Consider the following 19,995-nt stretch of genomic DNA (forward strand, 5'->3'; position numbering starts at 1 on the left):
ATGGTGGTGGGGCGACTTGGGAGCGCCATGGGGCGTTCCCGGGAGGCAATCAGTGCCGGGTCGTAGAGTGGCTTGTCGTCGAATTGGAGTTGGACGCGGCCGCTGCAACGCCGGCAACAGCTACTCCGATGGCGGCCATAGTGCCTACGCTCAGACCGGCCGCGGTTGCACCCGCCGCGGCTGCACCGGCGCCAGCACCGGCCGTACCCGCGCTAGCAGCAGCGCCCGTACCCGCGCCGGTACCCGAACCTGCCGCGCCAGCGGCGGGCGTGGTTTGAGCAATTCCTTGGGTGGAAAGGAGGCCGAAAATAGCAGCGATTAGCAGAATTTTTTTCATATGATAGTTTCCTCCGGGCGGTAAAAGGGGAAGGTTTTCAGAAAGATGACCCTAGTCCAAGTATAACAGTATATTTCTTTTCCGAAACTGTATTACCGTAGCAAGATGAGATAAAACCGGCAATCGAATCACGAACAGACTCGGTTCTTCGGATAGGGCTGTCAATTTGGCGATGTCTGATGTTTTTTGACAGTGCAGCGCATCCAGCGTTAGCATGCGTCCCGCCAAGTCCGACTCGCCAATCAGTTGCTGGGCCGCCACCACTCCCCTGGCTTTGCCGGCGACGTCGAGATGCCCAGGTGCAATCTAATCGCTGCATGGCGCCATACTTGAATGCCCCCCGTCAATAGGGCTCACCACGAAGATTGTCGATGGCTCACCGCAAAAAAAAAGCCCGCAAACCTTGCGGTTGCGGGCTAAATCCAATTCTTTAGGAGGAAATTGGAGGAGACAGAGCAACTATATTGCGTCGCATCATTGTTGTCTGCTTTCCTTTGAGAATGTCAGATATAGATGTTTGTGATACTTAACTTTTTTTGAGGGCCGGGAAACAACCCGAAACAGGCTTCATTTCATATACTCAGCTAACATCAACTATTTTCGGCAATAAAATAAGGGAAATTTTTCTTATATCCCATATCAGTAACGGGCGGATTCAAATATCGAGTGCAATAGCAGAAAAGCACGGTCATCATGTGTGTCGGTCTTCCGGCGACCGGCCTCCGCCCTGACGCTGCCGGCGTTCCCGAGACGTGGATAATTTGCGTCGGAACGTCAGGGTTGGCACCGCCCCATATGCTAAGATGCGCGCCTCTTCTGCTGCCGGATTGCCGGCGGTTGTTGATGGTTTCGGCGCTTCGGCTAGCGCCGAACGTCCTAGGCCGATTCGCTAGAATCGCATCAGGCCCGAGTGGTGAAATTGGTAGACACAGCGGACTTAAAATCCGCCGCTTACCCGAGAGGGGGCGTACCGGTTCGATTCCGGTCTCGGGCACCATCCAGTTGTTTTATTCCATCTGAAACGGCCTGAAAATCCGCATGCTTTCTGGCATGCGGCAGGTCCCATGCCTTTGCCCGATGCCGCCAAGGCAGGGCCTTCGCATCGCACGAACGCGTTTTACGATGCGTTGCTCGCGGTAAGCCCGGCAAATGCGCGCGGTTTGGCCTCGCTCAATGCTGCTATTAGGTTCGTTGAGTATTGTTCTAGCGTTGTCTATTAAAAGGTGATGGATATGAAGCGCACATCGACAGTGCTCGTCGCCGGTCTTTTATTGGCGGCGTCGGCTTGGTCCCAGCCTTACGGCATGGGGTCGGGGATGATGGGCGGTGGCTACGGTGGCTATCGCATGGGGCCCGGCATGATGGGCGATGATGACTGGGGCCAGGGATGCGGGCAAGGTGGCTACCGGGATGGCTACAAGATGGGTCCGGGAATGATGGGGCGCTATGGCCTCGGCAATATTCCTGATCTCACCAGCGAGCAGCGTGCGAAGATAGAGCAGATCGAGAAAGAGTTTCTGGGCAAACAATGGGACCTGATGGGCAAGATGCATGAACAGGGCCTTCCCACAGGTCAGTTTGACGAGCAAGCCGCGCGCAAGGCATATGCCGCGATGGCTGATCTGCGCAAACAGATGTTCGAGAATTGGCTGGAACAACGCAAGCGCATCGACGGCGTGCTGACGACACAACAACGCGAGCAACTGCGGCGCGGTTGGGGTAGCCGGTAATTGCCGGGTCCAAGCTTCCCCTGTGATGCCCCCTGCCCCTGACAGGAGACGGCATGTAGCCCGCGTGCTGGTAATTCTCCGCAATTCCGGTTTCAGTCAGTTTTTGAAACAATCCCGCCGATAACCAGCCGCTCCCGGTCTCAAATCACTCAGCGAAAAATACCGACACTTCGCTGCGCGAGTCAGTTTGTCATTATTCGCGTACGCTATAATCCGTGCACAAAAAATTGACAGCAAGCAAATGACAAACAGGCCAATCCCGGCCTGCTCATCGTCAAGGAAGGGCCGCGGCCCAGCAGTTGAACCTACTTGAGACTGGCTGTGTACCGGATCACGGCGCTTCAATTCCTGCCTCGCCGCAGATGTTTCAAACCGATGAAGCATAATATTTCAGAGTTGATTGACTTGCCTGAGTTGCAACAGGTAATGGAAGCCTTGCATCGGGCCACCGGCATCAATCACGCCTTGCTGGATCTTCAGGGAAACATTCTGTCGGCTGCCGGTTGGGAAAAGTGTTGCGTCAAATTCCACCGCGCCCACCCCAAGGCCTGCGAGAACTGCGAAACCAGCGATCGCCATATTTTCAGCCACTTGGCGGATCAGAGCTATGTCGGCTATGAATGCCTGAACGGCTTGTTCGATTATGCGACCCCGGTCAAAATCGATGGCGAACATGTCGCCACCATCTTCACCGGCCAGATGCTGCACGCCGCTCCCGATCTGGAGCGCTTTCGTCGGCAGGCGCGCCAATTCGGTTTTGACGAAGCCGCCTATCTGGCGTCCATTAAGGAGGTCACGGTTATCCCGCGCGAGCGCATGGCCGCGATCATGGAATTTCTGGTTGGGCTGGCGCAGATGCTGGGGCGCAATGGCGCGACGCGGCTGCAGTGTGCCATCAGGATCGAACAGGACAAGCGGCGCGTGGCGCGCGAAATGCATGATGAACTCGGACAGTTGCTGACTGCGCAGGCGATGCAGGTTGCCCTGCTTGATTTACGTTTCGGCGACGATCGTCCCGAGCTACGCGAAAAAACCCGGGAGCTGGCGGCGTTGGTGGAAAAAACCATTGAGTCGGTGCGCCGTCTGGCGACCAGCCTGCGGCCAGCGGCGCTTGATTTCGGCTTGTTGGCCGCCATCGCATGGTTGGCTGAGGATTTCAACCGCTGTGGGGGCGTCCGCTGCCGAGTTGAGGCGCCGGACGGCGACGTCAGGCTGGATGACGCGATCGCGACCGAGTTGTTTCGTATCGCGCAGGAAGCGCTGACCAACGTGCGGCGTCACGCCGGCGCCAGCGAGGTGCTGATTTCCCTGCAGCGCAGCCCTTCGGTGTTGCGATTGGCGGTAAAGGACAACGGCTGCGGCTTCGACGTGGCGGCGATGCGCGATCGCGCCGGTTTTGGCTTGCAAAGCATGCGCGAGCGTGCGCAGGGGTTGGGTAACGTGCTTCGCATCGATAGCAGTCCCGGCAGCGGCACCTGCATTACCATCGAGTTGCCATTCTCGGAGAGCGGGGCACAGGGATGATCCGGATTCTGATTGCCGACGACCATGCATTGATTCGCAGCGGCCTGAGACAGATCATTGGCACCGCCGACGACATGGCGGTGGTAGCCGAAGCGGCAAGCGGTGTGGAAGCGCTGGAACTGGCGCGACACGGCCAGTTCGATATCCTGCTGCTGGATGTCAACATGCCGGGCCCGACCGGACTCGAGGTGATCGGCCGCCTGCGCGAGGAACATCCGGCGGTGCCGATCCTGATTCTGTCGATGCATAACGAGGGGCAAATCGTACGCCACGGACTGGCGGCCGGCGCCAGCGGCTATATCAGCAAATCCAGCGATCTACGCATGCTGACGGAGGCCATTCGCAAGGTCGCCGCCGGCGGCCGCTTCATCGATCCGGCGCTGGTGGAGGTTGCCATCTTCGACGCCCGGGTGCATGGACCGCCGCAGGAGGCGCTGACCAGGCGCGAGTTGCTGGTGCTGCAAATGATTGCCGCCGGCCAGCCGATCGGATCGATAGCGCGGCAACTCCATCTGAGCCCGAAAACTGTCAGCACGCACAAGATGCGGCTAATGAAAAAGCTGCACATCGACAATAATGCCGATCTGGTGTTATTCGCGCATAACCAACAATTGGCGGGCGCGGCGCCTCCCGCCCCCATCCGACATTCCAGCTATCGTTCTTCCGCCAAGTAAGGATTTCCTGCTTTTTTTCGCCGGATGTTCTGACTTTATTTGCAGAAAAAGCCGACTACTGTGCGAATGGGGAATGCCCGATACTTGATTCAAGTCAAGTCAAGTCAAGTCAAGTCCATGTTCGCAGTGTGACCAGTGCTGGGAAACATGGGCCGGTTATTTACTCCGGGGGAATCGTAATGGGCAAGGCAAGCATGAAGGTCGCAACGCGTCTGAGTCTCGGTTTTGGACTGGTGCTGGTTCTGATGGCTGTGCTGATCGCGGTCGGTTTGGTGCGCTTCAACGAAGTCGGTGCGCTCAGTGCACGAATCATCGACAAGGATTGGGTCAAGGCCGAGGCGGTCAACACAATCGATCGCATCACGCGTGCCAATGCCCGCAACACGCTGGAGTTGTTCTTGGTCGCCGACAGGTCCGAGGCGAACAAAATCTACCAGAAGATCGACGCCAACAAGAACACTGGCGATGAAGCTACCCAGACACTGGAAAGGCTGGTGTACGCTCCGGAGGGCAAGGCCTTGCTGGCCAATATCAAGGACGCACGCGGCAGATATGTGGCTTCTTTTTCTCGGGTAAAAACCCTGCTGGAAGAGGGGAGCCGTGATGCCGCCACCAGCCTGATGAAAACCGAAACCTTGCCGGCGCTGGATGCTTTGCAGGAGCCGATCAGTGCCCTGCTGGTGTTTCAGGGCAGACTGGTCGCCAGCGGTGGCGTCGAAATCAAGCAAAACATCCAATTCGCCGGCATCCTGATGTTGACGCTCGGCGGCCTCGCGCTGGCGATCGGCATGTTGGCTGGCTTCCTGATTTTGCGCCGCCTGCTGCGGCAGTTGGGTGGTGAGCCGGACTACGCCGTGGGGATCACCCAACAAATTGCAGCCGGCGATCTGTCCGGCGCGATCGATGTCAAACACGGCGATCACGACAGCTTGCTGTTTGCGATCAAGGCCATGCGCGACAGCCTGGCCGCCATCGTCCACCAGGTGCGCACCGGCACCGATACGATTGCCACCGCCTCGGGCCAGATTACCGCCGGCAACCTCGATCTGTCGGCGCGTACCGAGGAGCAGGCCAGTTCGCTGGAAGAAACAGCGTCATCGATGGAAGAACTGACCTCGACCGTCAAACAAAATTCCGACAATGCGCGCCAGGCGAATCAGCTGGTATTGTCGGCCGCCGAAACCGCGCAAAAGGGCGGCGCGGTGGTGGCGCAAGTGGTCGACACGATGGGCTCGATCAATGAATCATCCCGAAAGATTGTTGATATCATCGGCGTCATCGACGGCATCGCGTTTCAGACCAATATCCTGGCGTTGAATGCGGCGGTCGAGGCGGCGCGCGCCGGCGAGCAGGGGCGCGGTTTCGCGGTGGTGGCCGGCGAAGTGCGCAACCTGGCGCAGCGTAGCGCGTCAGCTGCGCGCGAAATCAAGACCCTGATCAGTGATTCGGTGGAGAAGGTCGGAGTCGGCAACGCGCTGGTGGAGCAGGCCGGCGTCACGATGAGCGAGGTCGTGGCGAGCGTCAAGCAGGTGACCGACATCATGGGCGAAATCACCATGGCGAGTCGGGAACAGACTTCCGGCATTGAGCAGATCAATCTGGCGATCACCGAAATGGATACCGTGACCCAGCAGAATGCGTCGCTGGTGGAGGAAGCGGCGGCAGCGGCGGCGGCGCTACAAGACCAGGCGACCAATCTGGCGCATGTGGTCAGTGTCTTCAAACTGGCTGGAACCGACGGCATGACGGCGGCCTCGGCGCTCGATGTCACGCAGCGGCCGGCGATCGGGAGCGTCGGCGTGCAGCGTCATGCGAGAGCGGCGCCGGCGCTCAAGGCGCCGGCCGCAAATGCGCCGCGCATCAAAAAGCTTGGCAATTCCACTGCGGCGGATAGCGACTGGGAGAAATTTTGAAATCAATGCCGGCGATGCGATGAATCGTCGGTGCAGCAGCGGGCGCCATGCAGGATATGACTGAAGAATTCGTTAAACAATTACCATATTCCGGCCGCAGCCACCCCTTTTTGCGCCCCAGCATCGGCCAGAAGATGGGCTGGGTGTTTTTCGTGGTGCTGCTGGTGGCGGCGGCCAACATCGTCGTCGTCAAGCAGATGCTGAACGACCTGAACGACGTGGCCGCGACCCTGAACGTGGCCGGCAAGCTGCGCATGCTGAGCCAGCGGATCGCATTTGAAACCGTCAGCCTGTCGTCGGCGAACAGTGCCGAACACGATTCGGTAACGCGCGGTCTCCAGGATTTCGAAGCGGCGCTGACTGTCTTGTTGCAGGGCGGCAGCGTGTTCGGCTACGACATCCCGAAGCTGGGTGTGCAACATCATGGGCGGTTGGAGGCGGTGCAGCGCGACTGGGCCAGCTATCGCAGTTACGTGGAAGCGGCGCTGACCATGCGTGCAAGGACTGGCGGCAGCGCACCGGCGGCTACCCTCAAATTCGGATCGATGGCGGAAGCCGCGGCGACCATCCTGGCCGACAGCGAGAGCTTGATCGGCTTCATCGTCACCGACACGCAGCAAATGCAGCAGCGCGGCATGATGAAAATCTACGCCTTGCTGCTGCTGGATGTGCTGGTACTGGCGGCGGCCTTCCTTGCCATCCGCCGCAAGATCGTCTATCCGCTGCAGGAATTGTCCGGCTACTGCGCCGAGCTGGCGGCTGGCAACTACCATGTGCGCACCAGCTTTCAGTCATTTGATGAAATAGGCCAGTTGGCGACTGCCTTCAACCATTCCGCGCAGCACATCGGCAATCTGCTGGGCCGCGTCGAACAGGAGCGGCAAAGCCTGATGCGGGCGGAAACCATGTTCCGCCAGCTCGCCGAAAATTCCGGGGTTGGCGTCTACATCGTCAAGGATCACAAATTTCACTTTGCCAATGCCAAGATGGCCGCCATGTTCGGTTATGAGCGCAGCGAGATGACAGCGTCGGTTGGGGTGTTTGACATCGTTGCCGAGAACGAGCGGCAGGCGGTAAAGGAAGGCATTCGTCGCCGGCTGGCCGGCGAATTGCAGGAAGTGCATTACGAGCGGCAGGCACGCAAAAAGGATGGCTCTCTGTTCGACGTCGAAGTGTTCGGTTCGAAAATGCAGATTGACGGTCGTGACGTTACGATTGGCGTCATGCTGGACATTAGCCGGCGCAAGGAAATCGAACGGGAAGGTCAATTGGCTGCCTTGGCGTACCGGCACACCAGCGAGGCCATCATGGTTACCGACGCGGTCGGTACCGTCGTCACCGTCAACCCGGCGTTTACCGAAATCACCGGCTACCAGCCGCAGGAAGTGATCGGCCAGAACATCAAGCTCATCAGTTCCGGTCGGCAGGACCAGATTTTTTACCAGGCGATGTGGCGAGCCATCAATACTACTGGCAGATGGCAGGGCGAGCTCTGGAACCGGCGCAAGAATGGCGAGCTATATGCCGAGCATCTGGCGATCAATACGGTTTTCAATGAGGACGGTACGGTGTACCGGCGGATTGGCCTGTTTTCCGACGTGACCGACAAGAAGAAAACCGAATCGCTGATCTGGGAACAGGCGAATTTCGATTCCCTGACCGGGCTGCCGAATCGGTTGATGTTTCACGATCGGCTGCAACAGGAAATCCAGAAATCGCAACGCGCCGCCTTGCCGCTGGCCTTGATGTTCCTGGATCTCGATAACTTCAAGGAAATCAACGATACGCTGGGTCACGAGCTCGGCGACCAGTTGCTGCAACAGGCGGCCCAGCGCCTGCGGAATTGCGTGCGCGGGTCGGATACGGTGGCGCGCCTGGGCGGCGATGAATTTACCCTGATCCTGGGCGAACTGACCGATGTTGGCGTCGTCGAGCGTATCGCGCGCAAGATATTGCAGGCACTGGCGGAGCCGTTCCTGCTGGCGGAAGAAGCGCTATACATCTCAGCCAGCATCGGCATCACCCTGTATCCGGAGGATGCAAGCGAACCCGAGGAGTTGATCAAGAACGCCGACCAGGCGATGTATGCCGCCAAGGATTGCGGCCGCAACCGGTTCAGCTATTTCGTCCGGTCGATGCAGGAAACCGCGCAGAGCCGGCGCCGGCTGGCGCGCGATTTGCGCTTGGCGCTGGCCGGAAACCAGTTCTGCCTGTATTACCAGCCGATCGTGAAATTGGCGACTGGCGCCATCGAGAAGGCGGAAGCCCTGATCCGCTGGCGCCACCCGGAGCGCGGCATGATCAGTCCGGCCGAATTCATCCCGGTCGCCGAAGAAACCGGGCTGATCAACGCGCTGGGAGACTGGGTATTTCGCCAGGCGGCACGGCAGGCGATGTTGTGGAGAGCGTCGCGCGGAGCGCAGTTCCAGGTCAGCGTCAATACGTCTGCCGTGCAGTTTCGACGCGAAGGCATCAAACCGGCCGAATGGCTGGTTTGGCTGGAGGAGATTGGATTGTCGGGCAACAGCATTTGCATCGAAATTACGGAAGGCTTGCTGATGGACGCCGGCGCCGCCGTCACCGATACCTTGCTGGCATTTCGCGACGCCGGCATTGCGGTGTCAATCGACGATTTTGGTACCGGCTATTCGTCGCTGTCCTACCTCAAGAAATTCCATATCGATTATCTGAAGATCGACCAGTCCTTCGTGCGCAGCCTGGTGCCGGATTCACCCGACCTGGCCTTATGCGAAGCCATGATCGTGATGGCGCACAAACTCGGCATCGAAGTCATTGCGGAAGGGGTGGAGAATACGCAACAGCGCGATTTGCTGGCCGCTGCCGGCTGCGATTACGCACAGGGCTATTTGTTTTCCAGGCCGGTCGCGGCCGAGGATTTTCCGCCCTCGCTCTGAGCGCCGCCTGCGGGCAGTGCTGCCCGCCTGTCGGTGGGAGAGCACCGCACTGAAAATCCGCGAGCCGACGACGCGCATCGATTCCGCAAGTGATCAGAAGCGTGCGCAACAGTCCGATGCGCATGAAATCCCCTGTATAATCTTTTTGAACGGTCGTGCTATTTAATGACTCAACAGGGGGAGACAGCATGGATTTGAACTACACCGCGGACGATCTCGCGTTTCGCGACCAGGTGCGCGGCTGGCTACAGCAAAACCTGCCGGCGGACCTGCAGCACAAGGTGCAAAACCACAAGCGCCTGGCGAAACAGGATTACGTACGCTGGCACCAGACGCTGGCCAGGCAGGGCTGGGTGGCGCCGGCGTGGCCGGTCGAATATGGCGGCACCGGCTGGTCGGCGGTACAGCGTCATATTTGGGAAGAAGAATGCGCGCATGCCGGTACGCCGCCGGTGCTGCCGTTCGGTGTCGCGATGGTGGCGCCGGTGATCATGGCATTCGGCAACGAAGCGCAAAAGCAGTATTACCTGCCGCGCATCCTGTCCTGCGAGGACTGGTGGTGCCAAGGCTATTCGGAACCCGGTTCCGGTTCCGACCTGGCCTCGCTGAAAACCCGCGCCGAGCTGGTGAAAAGCGCCGACGGCGACTATTACCTGGTGAATGGCCAGAAAACCTGGACCACGCTCGGCCAGCACGCCGACATGATGTTTTGCCTGGTGCGCACCGATCCCGGCGCGCGCAAGCAGGAAGGTATCTCGTTCCTGCTGATCGATATGCATACGCCCGGCATCACGGTGCGGCCGATCATCATGCTGGATGAAGAGCATGAGGTGAACGAGGTTTTTCTCGACAACGTCAAGGTGCCGGTGGCCAACCGCATCGGCGAGGAAAACAAGGGCTGGACCTACGCTAAATACCTGCTTGGCCATGAACGCACCGGCATTGCGGCAGTGGGGCGCTCGAAACGCGAGCTGCAATTCCTGAAACGGGTCGCCAACAGCCAGCAAAAAAACGGCAAGCCGTTGCTGGACGATCCGGTGTTCGCGGCCAAGGTGGCCAGTCTCGAAATCGAACTGATGGCGCTGGAAGTGACCGTGCTGCGCGTGGTATCGCAGGAAGGCAGCAAGCGCGGCCCGGGGCCGGAAGCCTCCCTGTTGAAGGTGAAGGGTACCGAGGTGCAGCAGATGCTGACCGAGCTGATGCTGGAAGCGGTCGGCCCTTACGGCCTGCCGTTCGATCAGGATTTCCTGGAAGGCGCGCATGAGCACAGCGTCACGCAGGACGACGACGCGGCGCCGCTGGCGGCCTACTACTTCAATTACCGCAAGACCTCGATCTACGGCGGTTCCAACGAAATTCAAAAGAACATCATCACCCAGATGATCCTGGGTCTGTGAGGAGAGAGCAATGGATTTCAATTTCACGCAGGAGCAACAACAATTCGCCGACGCCCTGCAACGCTGGGCCGCCAAGGACTACGGCTTTGAACAGCGCAAGCGGATCATCCACTCGGCCGCCGGAGTCTCGGATCAGGCCTGGAGCGCGCTGGCCGAGCTGGGCATGACTGCACTGCCGATCCCGGAAGCGCAGGGCGGCTTCAACGGCTCCGCGGTTGACATGCTGGTGGTGATGCAGGAACTGGGGCGCGGACTGGTGGTCGAGCCGTATTGGGCGACCGTGCTCGGCGCCGAATTTCTGAAGCGCGCCGGCGGCCATGGCGGCATGCTGGAACGGGTCGCCGCAGGTGAATTGAAGCTGGCCTCGGCCTTGGGCGAAAAACAATCGCGCCATGACCTGTTCGACATCGCTGCCAAGGTAGAAGCCAATGCCGAAGGCTATCTGTTGAACGGCACCAAAACCGTGGTGATCCACGGCGGCCAGGCCGATGCCTTGGTCGTTTCCGCGCGCAGCGGCGGCGGCCAGCGCGACACCGGCGGCATTTCGCTGTTTCTGGTGCCGGCCGATGCCGCCGGCGTGACGCGGCGCGACTACCGCACCATCGACGGCCAGCGCGCCGCCGACATCGCGTTCAAGGACGTGCAGGTGCCGGCATCGGCGCTGCTGGGCGCGGCCGGCGCCGGCTGGGAACTGCTGGATGCGGTTGCCGACTACGGCATCGGCTTGCTGTGCGCGGAAGCGATCGGCCTGATGGAAGCGCTGAATGCGGCGACGCTGGACTACCTGAAGACGCGCCAGCAATTCGGCGTGCCGATCGGAAAATTCCAGGCGCTGCAGCACCGCATGGCCGAGATGTTCATGCAACTGGAGCAGGCACGCTCGCTGGCGACCCTGGCTGCGGTCAAGGTGGCCTCCGGCGATGTCGAGGAGCGGCGCCGCACGGTATCGGCGGCCAAGGCGAAAATTGGTCAGGCGGCGAAATTCATCGGCCAGCAGGCGGTGCAACTGCATGGCGGCATGGGCGTCACCGACGAGCTGCCGGCGGCGCATTACTTCAAGCGCCTGACCATGATCGAGCTGACGCTGGGCGATACCGACCATCACCTGGCGCGCTTTGCGGCGCAACCCGGCTTCAAGGATGCGGCCTGATAGCCTGAATTATTCGGAAAGGATGTTCGATGCCACAACCGAAATGGTATTTTGAGGATTTCAAGGTCGGCGACTCGGTCGAGATCGGTTCGCGCACGGTGACCGAGGAAGAGATCATCGCCTTCGCCACCCAATTCGATCCGCAGCCGTTCCATGTCGACCCGGAAGCGGCGGCGCAATCGATCTATGGCGGCATCATCGCCAGCGGCTGGCATACCTGCAGCATGATGATGCGGCTGATGGTGGACGGTTTTCTGAGCAACTCGTCGAGCATGGGCTCGCCCGGCGTCGATCAGTTGCGCTGGCTGAAACCGGTGCGTGCCGGCGATACGCTGACGCTGAATCTGGTGACGCTGGAATCGACGCCCTCATCCAGCAAGCCGGATCGTGGCGTGGTGCTGTCCGAGTGGCGCGCCACCAATCAGCACGGTGAACTGGTATTGTCGATCAAGGGCCTGGGCATGTTCGGCCGGCGCCCGACCTAAGCCGATCAATTACAAAAGGGGGAGAACACTGTGCGTGAAATTGGAACACTGGCAGAACTGAAAGAGCTGGTCGGACAGGAAGTTGCGGTGTCGGACTGGGTCGAAATTACCCAGGAGCGCGTCAACCTGTTCGCTGACGCCACCGGCGACCATCAATGGATACATGTCGATGTCGAGCGCAGTCGGCGGCAGTCGCCGTTCGGTTCGACCATCGCGCACGGCTTTCTGACGCTGTCGCTATTGCCGAGGATGATGACGGACTCGATTTCGATGTCCGATGTGAAGATGGCCGTCAACTACGGCCTGAACAAGGTGCGCTTTCCGGCACCGGTGACGATTCCCAGCCGCGTGCGCGGCCGCATCAAGCTGCTGGCGGTGGAAGACATCGCCGGCGGCGCGCAGATGGTGTGGGAAGTGACGATGGAGCGCGAGGGGAGCGACAAGCCGGTGTGCGTGGCGGAGTCGATTTCGCGGCGCTATTCGTAGCGATCAGTCACCCCCGCGCAGGCAGGGGCCCAGGGCCGTTGATCCTTCACGCCACCAGATTCCCGCCTGCGCGGGAACGACACCGGAAAAAATTCAACAGATAACTGCGACAGGCCTTGAAGCTGACAGTATGTTGCGAAGACATAAATTTTATCTGCGGAATCTGCACACTATATAGGGAGTATGTTGAGCGGCCGAGGCCCTCCGGGTTACTCCCGGCCCGGCTTCAGTGCTTACCGTACTGGACGCTGCCGAACAAAATCTCGCGCGCCTTGTCATCGGTCAGCGGGCGGCGCAAATCGGCCAGCACCTGGACGCCGCGCTGCACCGCCGGCCGTGCGCCGATCTCGTCGAACCAGCGCTTCACCGCCGGGAACTGCTCCAGCTCGATGCCCTGGTTTTTCCACGAGCGGGTCCAGGGGAAGGTGGCGATGTCGGCGATCGTGTAGGCATCGCCGGCCAGATACGCATGCTGCGAGAGCTGCTTGTCCAGCACGCCATACAGCCGCCGCGCTTCGTTGGTATAGCGATTCACCGCATAGTCGATCTTTTCCGGCGCGTAGATGCGGAAATGGTGTGCCTGTCCCAGCATCGGGCCGATGCCGCCCATCTGAAACATCAGCCATTGCAGCGTGGTGAATTTTTCGCGGTCGGTGTTGCCCAGGAATTTGCCGGCCTTGCTGGCCAGGTAGATCAGGATCGCGCCCGATTCGAACAGCGAGATTGGCTTGCCGTCCGGGCCGTCGGCATCGACGATGGCGGGAATCTTGTTGTTCGGCGAAATCGCCAGGAAGTCCGGCCGGAACTGGTCGCCGGCGCCGATATCGATGTGGTGCACGCGGTATGGCAATCCGCATTCTTCCAGCATGATGTGGATCTTGTGGCCGTTCGGAGTGGCGGCGGAATAGACATCGATCATGGCAAGCCCTCATGGAAAAATCATCGTGTGCCCCGATCCGGAACGGGCCGGCAGCGCAGCGCTGATCCGCATTATGCGGAAATTCAGGCTGCCGCGCTGCACGCTGCCGTGCTTGTCGGTCCTTACGAACGCGTGATCGGCAATTCCACTTCCTGTCCCGGTACCGGCAAGTGCCGCGCCAGCTCCAGCTTGGCGATGGCGTTGCGGTGCACTTCGTCCGGGCCGTCGGCCAGGCGCAGCGTGCGGTTGCCGGCCCATTGCGCGGCCAGCGGGAAGACGTCGGAGACGCCGCCGCCGCCGTGCGCCTGGATCGCCCAGTCCAGCACCTGCTGGGTGACGTTCGGCGCCAGCACCTTGATCATCGCGATTTCCGATTTGGCGTGCTTGTTGCCGACCGTATCCATCATGTAGGCGGCTTTCAGCGTCAACAGGCGCGCGCAATCGATCTGGATGCGCGACTCGGCGATGCGCTCGCGCCACACCCCCTGTTCCGACAGCTTGCGGCCGAACGCGGTGCGCTGGTTGAGGCGCTGGCACATCAGTTCCAGCGCCCGTTCGGCCACGCCGACCGCGCGCATGCAGTGGTGAATCCGGCCCGGCCCGAGCCGGCCCTGGGCGATCTCGAAGCCGCGCCCTTCGCCCAGCAGGATGTTGGAAACCGGCACCCGCACGTTCTCGAACAGGATTTCGCTATGGCCGTGCGGCGCGTCGTCGTAGCCGAATACCGGCAATTGCCGCACGATGGTGATGCCGGGCGCGTTGGCCGGCACCAGGATCATCGATTGCTGCACGTGGCGCGGTGCCTCCGGATCGGTCTTGCCCATCAGGATGTAGACCGCGCAACGCGGATCGCCGGCGCCGGAAATCCACCACTTGTGGCCGTTGATCACGTACTCGTCGCCATCGCGCTCGATGCGGGTTTCGATGTTGGTCGCGTCACTGGAGGCGACCGCCGGCTCGGTCATCGCGAACGCCGAGCGGATCTCGCCGCGCAACAGCGGCTCCAGCCATTCGCGTTTCTGTTCTTCGGTGCCGTAGCGCTCGATGGTTTCCATGTTGCCGGTGTCCGGCGCCGAGCAGTTGAACACTTCCGGCGCCCACGATACGCGCCCCATGATTTCGCACAGCGGCGCGTAGTCGAGATTGGACAGTCCCTCCGGCGCGCGGCTTGACTTCGGCAGGAACAAATTCCACAAGCCCTGTTCGCGCGCCTTCGGTTTCAACTCCTCGATCAATTTGGTCGGAATCCAGCGATTGCCGTGTTCCTTGCCGTTGCGGTGCACTTCCTTGGTGAACGCCGTTTCGTTCGGATAGATGTGCTGATCCATGAACTTCAGCAGCTTTTCCTGCAAATCCTTGCAGCGGTCCGAGTATTCGAATTCCATGCCGTCTCCTGGTGGTAAGGGGGTGAAGGGTGAATCAGTCCGTTTTGCCGCAAGCGTAGGCCCAGCCCATGTCAGCCAGCGGCCGTGCCTGCTTGCCGGCGTTCAAGGCTTGTGCGCTGGCGGCCGTGCCATCTACATAGCGCTTCATGATTCCTTGCAGGATGCCGGCCAGACGGAACATGTTGTAGGCCAGGTAAAAGCCGAAGTCTTCCTGGCGGATGGTCTTGCCGGTGCGCTCGCAATAGCGTGCGATGTATTCCGCTTCGGACGGAATCCCGAGTGCCGGCAAGTCGAGCCCGCCGATGCCGCGGAACTGCCCGGGCGGGATGTGCCAGCTCATGCAGTGATAGGAGAAATCGGCCAGCGGATGGCCCAGCGTCGACAGTTCCCAATCCAGCAGGGCCAGGATGCGCGGCTCGCTCGGATGGAAGATCATGTTGTCGAGCCGATAGTCGCCATGCACGATCGAGGTGTCGTCGCCGGGCGGGATGTTGTCGGGCAACCAGGCAATCAACCGGTCCATCGACTCGATCTTCTCGGTTTCGGACGCGCGGTATTGCTTGATCCAGCGCTCGATCTGGCGCGCGAAATAATTGCCGGGCTTGCCGAAATCGCCGAGCCCGATCGCCGCGTAATCGATGGTGTGCAACTGCGCGATCACGCGGTTCATTTCGTCGTAGATGGCGGCGCGCTCGGCCTGGCTCATGTCGGGCAGCGACTGATCCCACAGCACGCGGCCGTCGACGAATTCCATCAGGTAGAAGGCGCGTCCGAGGACCGCTTCGTCGGTGCACAGCGCATACTGCTTGGCGGCCGGGAAGCCAGCCTTGGAAAGCGCATCCATGACGCGGAATTCGCGCTCGATCGCATGCGCGGAAGGCAGCAGCTTGGCCGCCGGGCCGGGCTTGGTGCGCAGCACGAAGTGTTGGCCGTCGGCGGAAACCTTGAAGGTCGGGTTCGACTGTCCGCCCTTGAACTGTTCGACGGTCAGATCGCCCTGGATCGGGCCTACATGCTGGCGCATGTAGTCGTGCAAGGCGCCGACATCGAATTTTTGCCGCTCCGACACTGGCATGGTGCCCATGAATTCTTCAAACATCGTGTCTCCTGCGTGATGCACGAAAGCGTGCGGGTGGGTCGGAGCCATTCTACCCGATAGAATAGAACGTTCGTACTATTCGACGCGGAAATTTAACCCCGTTTCCGGGGTTTCCTGGCCGTTTGTTCCAGCTTACAGGCCGCGCGCCTTCTTGTACTGCTTCCACAGCGACTCCATCGTGGTGTCGCGCGACTTGTCCTGCAACTGCGACAGCGGCGAATAATTCATGATCCGCACCACCCAGTCGGCGCGATTGGCGCCGACGTCGAGTACGTTGATGCAGCCGGCGGTTTGCGCCAGCCCGCCCATGAACAGCCGCTGGCCGGTGAGCGCATAGGACAGGATCGCGCGGTTGACGCCGCCGTGCAGCACCAGCAGGATCGTGTCCCAGTCCGGTTCGGCATGCAGGCGGTCGATGCACGGGTGCACCCGGTCCAGCAACTGGCCGATCGTTTCGCCGCCGAGGAATTGCCTGTCTTCCGTCACCAGGCCCTGGAAGGCGCTGATGAAGGCATTTTTCAATTCGTCATCGCGGATCTGCGACAGCTTGCCGCCTTTCAGCTCCTCCAGTTGCGGCCAAGTTTCGAGCCCGATCTGCTGGCCGGTTTGCGCCAGCACATGCTGCGCCGTCTGCACCGTGCGCGGCAGGCCGGAGACGATCACGCGATCGAAGCGCACCGCCTGCTGCGCGAATACCTGGCCGGCCGCGGTCGCCTGTGCGCGGCCTTGTTCATTGAGCGGCACCGTATCCGGCGCGAAGGGTTTGCCAGCGGCGTCGAAATAGGTCACGTTGCCGTGGCGCATCAGGTAAATGCGTCGTCTGCTGTGCTGGGTCATTTGTAGTTCGGCTTTCTTTTTTCGAGGAATGCGCTGATGCCTTCATGGCCGTCGCGGTGATGCAGGCTGGCGACGAAGCTGCGTTTTTCCGCTTCCAGGTGCTGCGCCAGGGAATTGTCCGCCGCTTCGGCTACCAGGCCCTTGATGCGCTCCATCGCCTGCGGCGACAGTGTCGCCAATTGGTCGGCCCAGGCCAGCGCCGCTTCCAGCGCGGTGCCGTCCGGCACCACGCGATTCACCAGTCCCAGCGCCTGCAGCCGCGGCGCCAACACCGGCTTGCCTTCGAGCAGGATTTCGCTGGCCAGTTGGCGTGGCAGCGCGCGGGTCAGGAACCAGGAGCCGCCGCCATCCGGCGTCAAGCCGACCTGGACGTAGGCCATGACGAATTTGGCCGAGGCGCCGGCGACGATCAGGTCGCACGCCAGCGCCAGCGAAAAGCCGGCGCCGGCGGCGGCGCACTCGACCGCGGCGAGCACCGGCTTCGGGCAGGCGCGCAAGGCGTCGATCCAGCCATGCAGGCGGTCGATCGCGTCGGCTTGCACCGCTTGCTCGAGCGCGCGGTTTTCCAGCAGTCGGTTGAGATTGCCGCCGGCGCAAAAGAAATTATCGGCGCCGGTCAGCACCACGGCCCGGATCGAATCGTCGCGCTCGGCGGTGGACAGGGTTTCGATCGCGGCTGCGTACATGTCCGGATGCAGCGCATTTTTCGCTTCCGGATTGGACAGCGTCAGGATCAGCGTGGCGTCGCGGCGCGACGCGCGGAGTTCAGCAGTCATGGAAGATTGTGGTAAAGGTGGATGGCCGAAAATTTATCTGTGGTTCTGCCAGGCGGCAGTACATGCATTCCACTGGTGTCGTGCGTCGTGTGAGGTGGCCAGGCATCGGTTCTGGAATCGGTCGGATCGCCCAAGGTATTGAAAACGCCCGTCATTATTGCCCAAACCGCGGGCGCCGGTACAGGCGCATGCTTGATATCTGGTGTGCGAGCGATGCCGCGCCCGCACAACAAATTGCCGACGGCAAGGTTTTTGTGGCATAGAATACGCCGTTGTTTTTTTCATATTCGTCCACAGCAAGGAGCGCTTATGGCAAGGCCGGAAAAGGTCCGCCTGGGAGAAATTCTGGTCCAGCAAAAGCTGCTTTCCGAAGAGCAGTTGCAATTCGCGCTGGCCGAGCAAAAGCGCAGCGGGCGCAAGCTGGGGCGGGTGTTTGTCGAAAACGGCCTGGTCAGCGAGGAGCAGATTTCCGGCGCGCTGGCCAGCCAGTTGAACATTCCGTACATCAACCTGAAGTTTTTCAACATCGATCCGGAGCGGGTGCGGCTGCTGCCGGAAACCCAGGCGCGCCGCTTTCGCGCGCTGGTGCTGGAAGAGCGCGGCGGCGCCTTGCTGATCGGCATGGTGGATCCGACCGACCTGTTCGCCTACGACGAAATCTCGCGTCTGGTGAAGCGCAACATCGCGCTGGCGGTGGTGAATGAAAGCGAGCTACTGCAAACCATCGACCGCGTCTATCGCCGCACTGACGAAATTACCGACTTCGCACGCGAGCTGGAGCAGGACCTGGGCGACACCGTGGTCGATTTCGGCGCGCTGGGCGGCACGCCGGGGCTGGAAGAAGCACCGGTGGTCAAGCTGCTGCAATCGGTGTTCGACGATGCGACCCAGGTGCGCGCCTCCGACATCCACATCGAGCCGCAGGAAAAACGGCTGCAGATCCGCTTCCGCATCGACGGCGTACTGCACCTGCAGACCGAGGCCGACATCCGGATCGCGCCGGCGCTGGCGCTGCGTCTGAAACTGATGTCCGAACTCGACATCTCCGAGAAGCGGTTGCCGCAGGACGGCCGCTTCGGCGTGCGCGTCAAGCAGCAGCAGATCGACGTGCGGATTTCCACCATGCCGACCCAGTACGGCGAATCGGTGGTGATGCGGCTGCTGAACCAGAGCGGCGGCACACTGCGGCTCGATTCGATCGGCATGGCGCCGGCAATGGTGAAAAAATTCCGCGCCATCGTCCAGCGCCCGAACGGCTTGGTGCTGGTCACCGGACCCACCGGCAGCGGCAAGACCACCACCTTGTACGGCGCGCTGTCGGAATTGAACACGCTGGAAAAGAAGCTGATCACGGTCGAAGACCCGGTCGAATACCGGCTGCCCGGCGTCAACCAGGTGCAGGTCAACGACAAGATCGAATTGAGCTTCGCGCGCGTGCTGCGCTCGGCTCTGCGGCAAGATCCGGATGTGGTGCTGGTGGGCGAGATGCGCGACCAGGAAACTGCGCAGATCGGCATGCGCGCGGCACTCACCGGCCACCTGGTGCTATCGACGCTGCACACTAACGACGCCGTCAGCACGCCGATCCGGCTGCTGGACATGGGCGTGCCGCGCTACATGATGGCGACCTCGCTGCAAGCGGTGCTGGCGCAGCGGCTGGTGCGCGTCATTTGCGAAAGCTGCAGCGAACCGGTGGCCTTGACCGCCGGCGAAGCGGCATGGCTGAAAGCCGAACTGGGCGACCAGGTCGGCGCGTATCGATACCATCACGGACGCGGCTGCTCGCACTGCAACGGCACCGGCTATCGCGGCCGCACCGGCGTCTATGAAATGCTGGAAATGACCGAAGCGGTGGCCGACGCCGCCAACCACCACGACCCGGCACATTTCCTGAAGGTGGCCCAGGCGCAGATGGCCGGCGAAACCCTGCGCCGGCATGCGGTGGCGCTGGTGGTGGCCGGCAAGACCACGGTCGGCGAAGCGATGCGGATTAGTAACCAGTTTGAGGATTGAATGCCCGTGCGGTTTTTGGCATCCCTGAGCGGGAGCAGATTCCGGCTGCAGGCGGATGCTCTATTGCAGGTCGCTGTTTGCTGTTGAAGTACGTCCGTATCGCAAGCGATGCGCAGTGAAACCAGGGGCAGAGTAATTTTCGCGATGCCTTTCCGCGAAAATTACTCTGCCCCTGGTTTCACGGACTTGGGGCAAGGACATCAAAACCGGCGCGGTTTGGAGGATTGTTCTCCAGTCCATTATTGGGATCAGAGACATTTTCGTGATGAAACGCTGCGAAAAAAAAATCTGACCCCAATAACTACGACAGTGGATAAGATGCAGCAAAAAATTTATGGAGTATATGTAAAACACA

General features: G+C 60.8%; 16 protein-coding genes and 1 tRNA gene. 11 read left to right on the forward strand and 6 right to left on the reverse strand.

The window, feature by feature from the left end:
* Positions 1-150: 150 nt before the first annotated feature.
* Complete coding sequence (locus ACK2VC_RS16730; protein WP_486731505.1) at positions 151-282, reverse strand: hypothetical protein; 132 nt, start codon at positions 280-282, stop codon at positions 151-153.
* A gap of 959 nt (positions 283-1,241) precedes the next feature.
* Between ACK2VC_RS16730 and ACK2VC_RS16735 the strand changes: the two genes are divergently transcribed.
* The 10 genes from ACK2VC_RS16735 (at position 1,242) to ACK2VC_RS16780 (ending at position 12,611) form a co-directional block, all read left to right on the forward strand.
* Positions 1,242-1,334, forward strand: a tRNA-Leu gene (locus tag ACK2VC_RS16735).
* Positions 1,335-1,569: 235 nt separating this feature from the next.
* The gene (locus ACK2VC_RS16740) at positions 1,570-2,067 is read left to right on the forward strand and encodes a Spy/CpxP family protein refolding chaperone (protein ID WP_486731506.1); all 498 of its coding nucleotides are present in this window, start codon (positions 1,570-1,572) and stop codon (positions 2,065-2,067) included.
* Between the two features lie 321 nt (positions 2,068-2,388).
* Positions 2,389-3,591 carry a PocR ligand-binding domain-containing protein gene (locus ACK2VC_RS16745; protein ID WP_486731507.1) on the forward strand — a complete coding sequence of 401 codons (1,203 nt, stop codon included), beginning with the start codon at positions 2,389-2,391 and terminating at the stop codon, positions 3,589-3,591.
* Positions 3,588-4,265, forward strand: coding sequence for a response regulator transcription factor (locus ACK2VC_RS16750; RefSeq protein ID WP_486731508.1), 678 nt, complete (start codon positions 3,588-3,590; stop codon positions 4,263-4,265). The genes ACK2VC_RS16745 and ACK2VC_RS16750 overlap by 4 nt, the downstream gene beginning before the upstream one ends.
* A 194-nt stretch (positions 4,266-4,459) precedes the next feature.
* Positions 4,460-6,178, forward strand: a complete 1,719-nt coding sequence (locus tag ACK2VC_RS16755; protein ID WP_486731509.1) for a methyl-accepting chemotaxis protein — start codon at positions 4,460-4,462, stop codon at positions 6,176-6,178.
* Positions 6,179-6,225: 47 nt separating this feature from the next.
* Positions 6,226-9,093 (forward strand): EAL domain-containing protein, encoded by a 2,868-nt coding sequence (locus ACK2VC_RS16760; protein ID WP_486731510.1) that lies wholly within the window; start codon positions 6,226-6,228, stop codon positions 9,091-9,093.
* A gap of 188 nt (positions 9,094-9,281) precedes the next feature.
* Entirely contained in the window at positions 9,282-10,490 is a 1,209-nt protein-coding gene (locus ACK2VC_RS16765) for an acyl-CoA dehydrogenase family protein (RefSeq protein WP_486731511.1), read from the forward strand.
* Positions 10,491-10,500: 10 nt separating this feature from the next.
* Positions 10,501-11,640 carry an acyl-CoA dehydrogenase family protein gene (locus ACK2VC_RS16770; protein ID WP_486731512.1) on the forward strand — a complete coding sequence of 380 codons (1,140 nt, stop codon included), beginning with the start codon at positions 10,501-10,503 and terminating at the stop codon, positions 11,638-11,640.
* Between the two features lie 29 nt (positions 11,641-11,669).
* The gene (locus ACK2VC_RS16775) at positions 11,670-12,125 is read left to right on the forward strand and encodes a MaoC family dehydratase (RefSeq protein ID WP_486731513.1); all 456 of its coding nucleotides are present in this window, start codon (positions 11,670-11,672) and stop codon (positions 12,123-12,125) included.
* A 30-nt stretch (positions 12,126-12,155) separates the two neighbouring features.
* Complete coding sequence (locus ACK2VC_RS16780) at positions 12,156-12,611, forward strand: MaoC family dehydratase (protein WP_486731514.1); 456 nt, start codon at positions 12,156-12,158, stop codon at positions 12,609-12,611.
* A gap of 226 nt (positions 12,612-12,837) precedes the next feature.
* Here the strand turns inward: ACK2VC_RS16780 and ACK2VC_RS16785 are convergent, their stop codons facing one another.
* The 5 genes from ACK2VC_RS16785 to ACK2VC_RS16805 form a co-directional block, all read right to left on the reverse strand.
* Positions 12,838-13,530: a glutathione binding-like protein gene (locus ACK2VC_RS16785; RefSeq protein ID WP_486731515.1), complete on the reverse strand. Its 693-nt coding sequence runs from the start codon at positions 13,528-13,530 to the stop codon at positions 12,838-12,840.
* 122 nt (positions 13,531-13,652) lie between these two features.
* Positions 13,653-14,915, reverse strand: a complete 1,263-nt coding sequence (locus ACK2VC_RS16790; RefSeq protein WP_486731516.1) for an acyl-CoA dehydrogenase family protein — start codon at positions 14,913-14,915, stop codon at positions 13,653-13,655.
* Between the two features lie 34 nt (positions 14,916-14,949).
* Positions 14,950-16,014: a phosphotransferase family protein gene (locus ACK2VC_RS16795; protein WP_486731517.1), complete on the reverse strand. Its 1,065-nt coding sequence runs from the start codon at positions 16,012-16,014 to the stop codon at positions 14,950-14,952.
* 132 nt (positions 16,015-16,146) lie between these two features.
* A complete protein-coding gene (locus tag ACK2VC_RS16800; protein ID WP_486731518.1) occupies positions 16,147-16,851 on the reverse strand; it encodes a histidine phosphatase family protein in 705 nt (234 codons plus the stop codon).
* On the reverse strand, positions 16,848-17,627 hold the full coding sequence (locus tag ACK2VC_RS16805; RefSeq protein ID WP_486731519.1) for an oxepin-CoA hydrolase, alternative type: 780 nt from the start codon (positions 17,625-17,627) through the stop codon (positions 16,848-16,850). The genes ACK2VC_RS16800 and ACK2VC_RS16805 overlap by 4 nt, the downstream gene beginning before the upstream one ends.
* A gap of 309 nt (positions 17,628-17,936) precedes the next feature.
* Here ACK2VC_RS16805 and ACK2VC_RS16810 point away from each other — a divergent pair, with 309 nt between their 5' ends.
* A complete protein-coding gene (locus ACK2VC_RS16810) occupies positions 17,937-19,640 on the forward strand; it encodes a GspE/PulE family protein (protein WP_486731520.1) in 1,704 nt (567 codons plus the stop codon).
* Positions 19,641-19,995: the final 355 nt, after the last annotated feature.

The organism is Herbaspirillum sp. WTB6 (assembly GCF_057457785.1).

Coding starts and splice junctions, on each gene's coding strand:
- ACK2VC_RS16755 (WP_486731509.1), top strand. CDS start 4,460: ATGAAGGTCGCAACGCGTCTGAGTCTCGGTTTTGGACTGGTGCTGGTT.
- ACK2VC_RS16765 (WP_486731511.1), top strand. CDS start 9,282: ATGGATTTGAACTACACCGCGGACGATCTCGCGTTTCGCGACCAGGTG.
- ACK2VC_RS16810 (WP_486731520.1), top strand. CDS start 17,937: ATGGCAAGGCCGGAAAAGGTCCGCCTGGGAGAAATTCTGGTCCAGCAA.
- ACK2VC_RS16760 (WP_486731510.1), top strand. CDS start 6,226: ATGCAGGATATGACTGAAGAATTCGTTAAACAATTACCATATTCCGGC.
- ACK2VC_RS16800 (WP_486731518.1), bottom strand. CDS start 16,851: ATGACCCAGCACAGCAGACGACGCATTTACCTGATGCGCCACGGCAAC.
- ACK2VC_RS16770 (WP_486731512.1), top strand. CDS start 10,501: ATGGATTTCAATTTCACGCAGGAGCAACAACAATTCGCCGACGCCCTG.
- ACK2VC_RS16795 (WP_486731517.1), bottom strand. CDS start 16,014: ATGTTTGAAGAATTCATGGGCACCATGCCAGTGTCGGAGCGGCAAAAA.
- ACK2VC_RS16785 (WP_486731515.1), bottom strand. CDS start 13,530: ATGATCGATGTCTATTCCGCCGCCACTCCGAACGGCCACAAGATCCAC.
- ACK2VC_RS16750 (WP_486731508.1), top strand. CDS start 3,588: ATGATCCGGATTCTGATTGCCGACGACCATGCATTGATTCGCAGCGGC.
- ACK2VC_RS16740 (WP_486731506.1), top strand. CDS start 1,570: ATGAAGCGCACATCGACAGTGCTCGTCGCCGGTCTTTTATTGGCGGCG.
- ACK2VC_RS16775 (WP_486731513.1), top strand. CDS start 11,670: ATGCCACAACCGAAATGGTATTTTGAGGATTTCAAGGTCGGCGACTCG.
- ACK2VC_RS16790 (WP_486731516.1), bottom strand. CDS start 14,915: ATGGAATTCGAATACTCGGACCGCTGCAAGGATTTGCAGGAAAAGCTG.
- ACK2VC_RS16805 (WP_486731519.1), bottom strand. CDS start 17,627: ATGACTGCTGAACTCCGCGCGTCGCGCCGCGACGCCACGCTGATCCTG.